We start from the raw sequence: 4,962 nt of genomic DNA on the forward strand, positions 1-4,962 counted from the left end.
GCCACTTCGACATCGCCCCCCCGGCAGTGCGGACCTGGTGGTCACCTTCCGCAACCTGCACAATTGGATCGGCGGTGGATATGCCGACGAGGCCTTGGCCGCCTTTTACAAGGCGCTGAAGCCCGGCGGCATCCTGGGCATCGAGGACCATCGCGCCAGCGACGCCCAGCCCCAGGATCCGAAGGCAACCTCTGGTTACGTTCGTCAGGACTACGCCATCGCGCTGGCCAGGAAGGCCGGCTTTGAACTGGTGGCGACATCGGAGGTGAACGCCAATCCCAAAGACACGAAGGATTGGCCGGAAGGCGTATGGACTTTGCCACCCACCCTAGCACTTAAGGAAAAAGATCGGGAGCGCTACCAGGCGGTCGGCGAGGCGGACAACTTCGTGCTGAAGTTTCGCAGGCCTCTCCAGTGATCTGATTTATTTATACAATATTCAGATAGCGAACGAGTCGCGCGCCGTGCCCATGGAGTCGCGGCGTGTTTTCGTTTATGCGCCCATGGTAATGCGTCAAACTGCCACGGCATAGGCCGTAGGTAATATCATTGCGTTTTTTGACATGTTTGCGTTTCTGCTGTTATCAAAATTGTGACAAAATTCGCACACCCATCGGTTGATACAAACCGTTACAAAATGGCCCGTTTACTCAATCGCACTTCTGCAAAGTATTTTGATCGCAATCCTGCACCGATCATGGGCGGGGCTGGCGGCACCCCCGAAACGGGGCCGGCCAACGATCAAGACAGAAGAGAGATTGAGGAGAGGCATGAGGGAGATTTCCATCGCCGCCCGCCGCAAGGTGTGGCGCCATGGCATCGCTGCGGGCGCCCTGATGGCGCTGGCCGCGACCACCGCCCAGGCCCAGCAGAAGCAGCAGGCCGCCGCCGACGACGCCCTTGAGGAAATCGTCGTCACCGGTTCGCGCATCGCGCGCCCCAACCTGACCCAGCCCACGCCGGTGCAGGTCATCAGTTCCGAGGCCATCCAGGCCACCGGCCTGAACTCGACCGTCGACGTGCTGAGCCAGCTGCCGCAGACCCAGAACGACATGGGTCCGTCGACGAACGCCCGCTTCATCAACGGCGCCGGCGTCAACTTCGCCAACCTGCGCGGCCTGGGCGAATACCGCACCCTGACCCTGGTGGACGGCAAGCGCCACGTCGGCTCCCTGTCCGGCCGGAACGGTTCGGGCGGCACCTCGCTGGTCGATCTGAACAGCATCCCGACATCGCTGATCGAGCGTATGGAAATCGTCACCGGCGGCACCTCCGCCGTGTACGGCGCCGATGCCGTGGCCCGCGTGGTCAACGTCATTCTGAAGAGAAATACGACGGCGCCGAAGCGACGATCCAGCACAACTGGTCGCAGGGCGACGGCTTCCAGTCGACCAACGTCACGCCATCATCGGTCACAATTTCGTGGGCGGCAAAGGCAACATCACCTTCGCCTCGACTACATCACGATCTGGGCCTGTACGGCCGCGACCGGCCGGAAGCGTTGTACAATTACTCGCTGGTGGCCAATCCGGCCGGCACGCCGGGCCGCATCAGCATCTCCCCGACCGTGTCGTCGGTCTTCGCGGCCAGCGGCGCCCCGGTCATTCGCACCTGGCTGGACGCCTCGCACCCGCAGTACAGCTACACCTTCAAGACCGACGGCTCGGGCATCATCCCGTTCAACCGCGGCACGCTGATCAACGGCATCCCCGCCGGCAACAAGACCAGCGCCGGCGACACGGTGTCCATCGGCGGCGACGGCGTCAACACGTCGAAGTACCTGACGCTGCGCACGCCCAACCTGCGCCAGGTGGCCGACACGGTCGTGAACTACCGCCTGGCGGAAGGCCTGGGCCCCATCGATACGCTGAACTTCTTCAGCGACATGAAGTATTCCAACAGCCGTGGCACCAGCCGGTCCACCCCGATGACCAACGGCACGGGCACGCCGCCGACGGGCACCAACGGCGTCACCGGTTCAGGCGCCCTGACCATCCAGGCGGACAACGCCTACCTGCCCTCCGACCTGAAGGCGCTGCTGACAGCCGACAAGCTCTCCAGCTTCACCATCACCCGCCTGAACGACGACTGGTACGGCCCGCGCGAGTATTCCTATGAATACGAGGTGATGCGCGGCGTGTTCGGCCTGAATGGCGACCTGACCAACGGCTGGCACTACGAAGCCTATTACGACTACGGCCGCAACCACACCAGCCTGGTGAACACCGACCGCGTGGTCAGCCTGTTCAACCAGCAGCTGGACGCGGTCAATGTGGGCGGCAAGATCGTCTGCCGCGACGCCACCGCCCAGGCCAACGGCTGCCTGCCCATCAACCCCTTCGTCGTCGGCCCGCTGAGCGCCGCGCAGAAGGCCTACGCCTACACCTACACCAAGGAACTGGCGACGCTGCAGCAGCACGACGCCGCCTTCAACCTGAACGGCGACCTGTTCAAGTTCCCGGCGCTGTTCAGCGGCACCATGGCCCCGGTCAGCTTCGCCGCCGGCTTCGAGTACCGCAAGGAAGAGTCGGTGGACAAGACCGACTTCCTGGCCAACCAGCCCACGGGCACCATCTACGGCAACCAGAACGGTTCCGTGGCCGGCAGCTACGACACCAAGGAATGGTATGGTGAGCTGAGCATCCCCGTCCTGCGCGACATCCCGTTCGCCAAGGCCGTGGACCTGGACCTGGCCTACCGCTATTCCGACTACAGCCTGGCCGGTCCCGCCAGCACCTGGAACATCCAGGCCGGCTGGGCCGTCAACGACGACGTGAAGCTGCGCGGCGGCATCGCCCGCGCGGTGCGCGCGCCCAACATCGACGACCTGTTCACCCCGGCCGGCGACAACTTCCTGGGCGTCAGCGATCCCTGCTCGGTTGAAAACATCAACAACGGCGGCGCCACCCGCAAGGCGAACTGCTCGGCCGTGGTTCCGGCCGGCTACAAATCCACCGACTTCGGCAACCCGTCGGTCCGCACCGGCGGCAACATCAACCTGAAGCCGGAAATCGGCCGCACCCTGACGGCCGGCGCCGTGTTCACGCCGACCTTCGTCCCGGGCCTGAACATCACCGCCGACTATTGGCTGGTGAAGATCACCCAGGGCCAGGCGGCGCTGAACCAGAACTCCATCCTGAGCAACTGCTATGATCTGAGCGCCACCGCCCAGTGCGCCCTGATCAACCGCCGCGCGGACGGTTCCATCGCCACCATCTATGGCAACACCGTCAACATCGGCAAGGAAGTGGTGCGCGGCCTGGACTTCGCCGTCGACTACGCCTTCGAGCTGGACAAGGTGGGGCTGGAGAACATGGGCGGTCTGGCCCTGGGCTTCACCGGCACCTGGGTTCCGGAAAACATCGTGATCCAGGACCCAGCCCACGCCGAGAACAAGCTGTATCGCGCCGGCACCGTCGGTTATCCGCACCTTAAGGGCCGGTTCACCGGCACCTGGGACTGGAACAACCTGTCGGTCACGTGGTCCAGCCGCTTCATCGGCGAGTCGGAGACGTTCCCGAACCAGGCCGCCACGGCGACCGACTTCAACGTCATTCCCACCTACTGGTACCACGACGTCTCCGCCCGCTATCGCTGGAAGAACATCACGGTGTTCGGCGGCATCAACAACCTGGCGGACAAGATGCCCCCGGCCGTGCCCTTCCTGTACCAGGGCTCGTACCAGGGTGGTTCGTTCGGCACGTTCCCGGTCACCACGGGTGGCGGCGGTTCGTACGACATCGTCGGCCGTACCTTCTTCGTCGGCACGACGGTGAAGTTCTGATGAGCGCGGGTGCCGGACGGGAACGCCCGGCACCCACCCTCAACCGTCGGGGTCGCGACCGGGCAACCGGTCCGGCCCCGTTCGCGTTCAGTGGAGCGAGGAATGAAGCACGCCCGTCTTTACGCCGCCCCGCTGGCGGCCTTCCTGATGGTCCTCCCCCCAGCCGGGGCGGCCCGCGCCGCCGCCCCCAGCGCCGCCGGCGAGGTGGTGGCCTGCAAGAAGATCACCGACCGGGACCAGCGCCTGGCCTGTTTCGACAAAAGCAGCGACGGCTTGGAAGCGGAGATGAAGAAGGCGGTGGAGGCCACCTTCGGCAACCCACCCAGCGTCAAGGCCGACCAGACCGAAGCCACGTTCGGCAAGCACGAGCCGCCCCCGCCGCCGGTGGCGACGGAACTGGACAACATCCAGTCCCGCATCATTTCCATGCGTCCCGACCCTGCCGGCCGGCCCATCTTCACCCTGGAAAACGGCCAGGTCTGGCGCTCCCAGGAAAACGCCCGCATCCACCTGAAGGGCGGCGAGATCGCCACCGTGGCCCATTCCATGCTGGGCATGGGCTATCAGCTGCAGGTGGGGGACATGTCCTACAGCCTGAGCGTCGTGCGCGACCGCTGACGCTCGTTTTCATTGTTCCTCAAGCGCCGGCGTCAGCATCCGCTGACTTGGCTTCCTCGTTCCGTCCTTCAGTACTCACTCCGGGGCCGGCGGTCGCCGGCCACCAAGGGGGCTCAAGCCCCCTTGGGTCCTGTTCAGCGGTCAGTTCTGCGCCGGGCTGCCGGCGACGATGAACTTGCGGATGTCCTGGGTCAGCTTCTCGATGGCCTGGGGCTGCACGTACATCATATGACCGCCGGGATAATAGCTGAACACCACGCGGTTGGTGGGCACGCCAGCGCTGTTCAGGCTGTTCTCCGTATGGAAGAACGGCGTGGCTTCCTGGCCCAGACCGAGGCGCTGCTGCTGGGCAAGACCGAGGACGAGGCGCGGGCCGAGCTGGCCGCCCAGGGACTGGATGGGGAGGAGCTGGAGGCCCTGGTGCCGCACAAGGTCTTCACCGGCAACCGCCCGACCAACACCCTGCTGTTCCAGAAGCTGGACCCCCACACCCTGGGCATGCTGGTCGCGCTCTATGAGCACAAGATCTTCGTCCAGGGCATCCTGTGGAACCTGAACTC

The 4,962-nt window shown here is 64.7% G+C and carries 5 protein-coding genes and 1 pseudogene; 5 read left to right on the forward strand and 1 reads right to left on the reverse strand.

Annotation, left to right across the window (positions count from 1 at the left end):
* From I55_RS22275 to I55_RS22290, 4 genes are all read left to right on the forward strand, one after another.
* A partial coding sequence (locus I55_RS22275) for a methyltransferase (protein WP_044562795.1) occupies positions 1-418 on the forward strand: 418 nt, incomplete at its 5' end.
* 352 nt (positions 419-770) lie between these two features.
* Positions 771-1,697, forward strand: coding sequence for a TonB-dependent siderophore receptor (locus I55_RS38610; RefSeq protein WP_083901330.1), 927 nt, complete (start codon positions 771-773; stop codon positions 1,695-1,697).
* Positions 1,698-1,927: 230 nt separating this feature from the next.
* The gene (locus I55_RS22285) at positions 1,928-3,784 is read left to right on the forward strand and encodes a TonB-dependent receptor domain-containing protein (protein WP_252181262.1); all 1,857 of its coding nucleotides are present in this window, start codon (positions 1,928-1,930) and stop codon (positions 3,782-3,784) included.
* A gap of 102 nt (positions 3,785-3,886) precedes the next feature.
* On the forward strand, positions 3,887-4,402 hold the full coding sequence (locus tag I55_RS22290) for a hypothetical protein (protein ID WP_044562793.1): 516 nt from the start codon (positions 3,887-3,889) through the stop codon (positions 4,400-4,402).
* 141 nt (positions 4,403-4,543) lie between these two features.
* Here I55_RS22290 and I55_RS39115 read toward each other — a convergent pair whose 3' ends face one another.
* Positions 4,544-4,675: a hypothetical protein gene (locus tag I55_RS39115; protein WP_286364316.1), complete on the reverse strand. Its 132-nt coding sequence runs from the start codon at positions 4,673-4,675 to the stop codon at positions 4,544-4,546.
* A gap of 45 nt (positions 4,676-4,720) precedes the next feature.
* Between I55_RS39115 and pgi the strand changes: the two are divergent.
* Positions 4,721-4,962, forward strand: a pseudogene (pgi, locus tag I55_RS22295) (glucose-6-phosphate isomerase); the annotation flags it as partial.

The sequence above is a fragment of the Azospirillum sp. B4 genome (assembly GCF_000333275.1).
Lineage (GTDB): Bacteria > Pseudomonadota > Alphaproteobacteria > Azospirillales > Azospirillaceae > Nitrospirillum.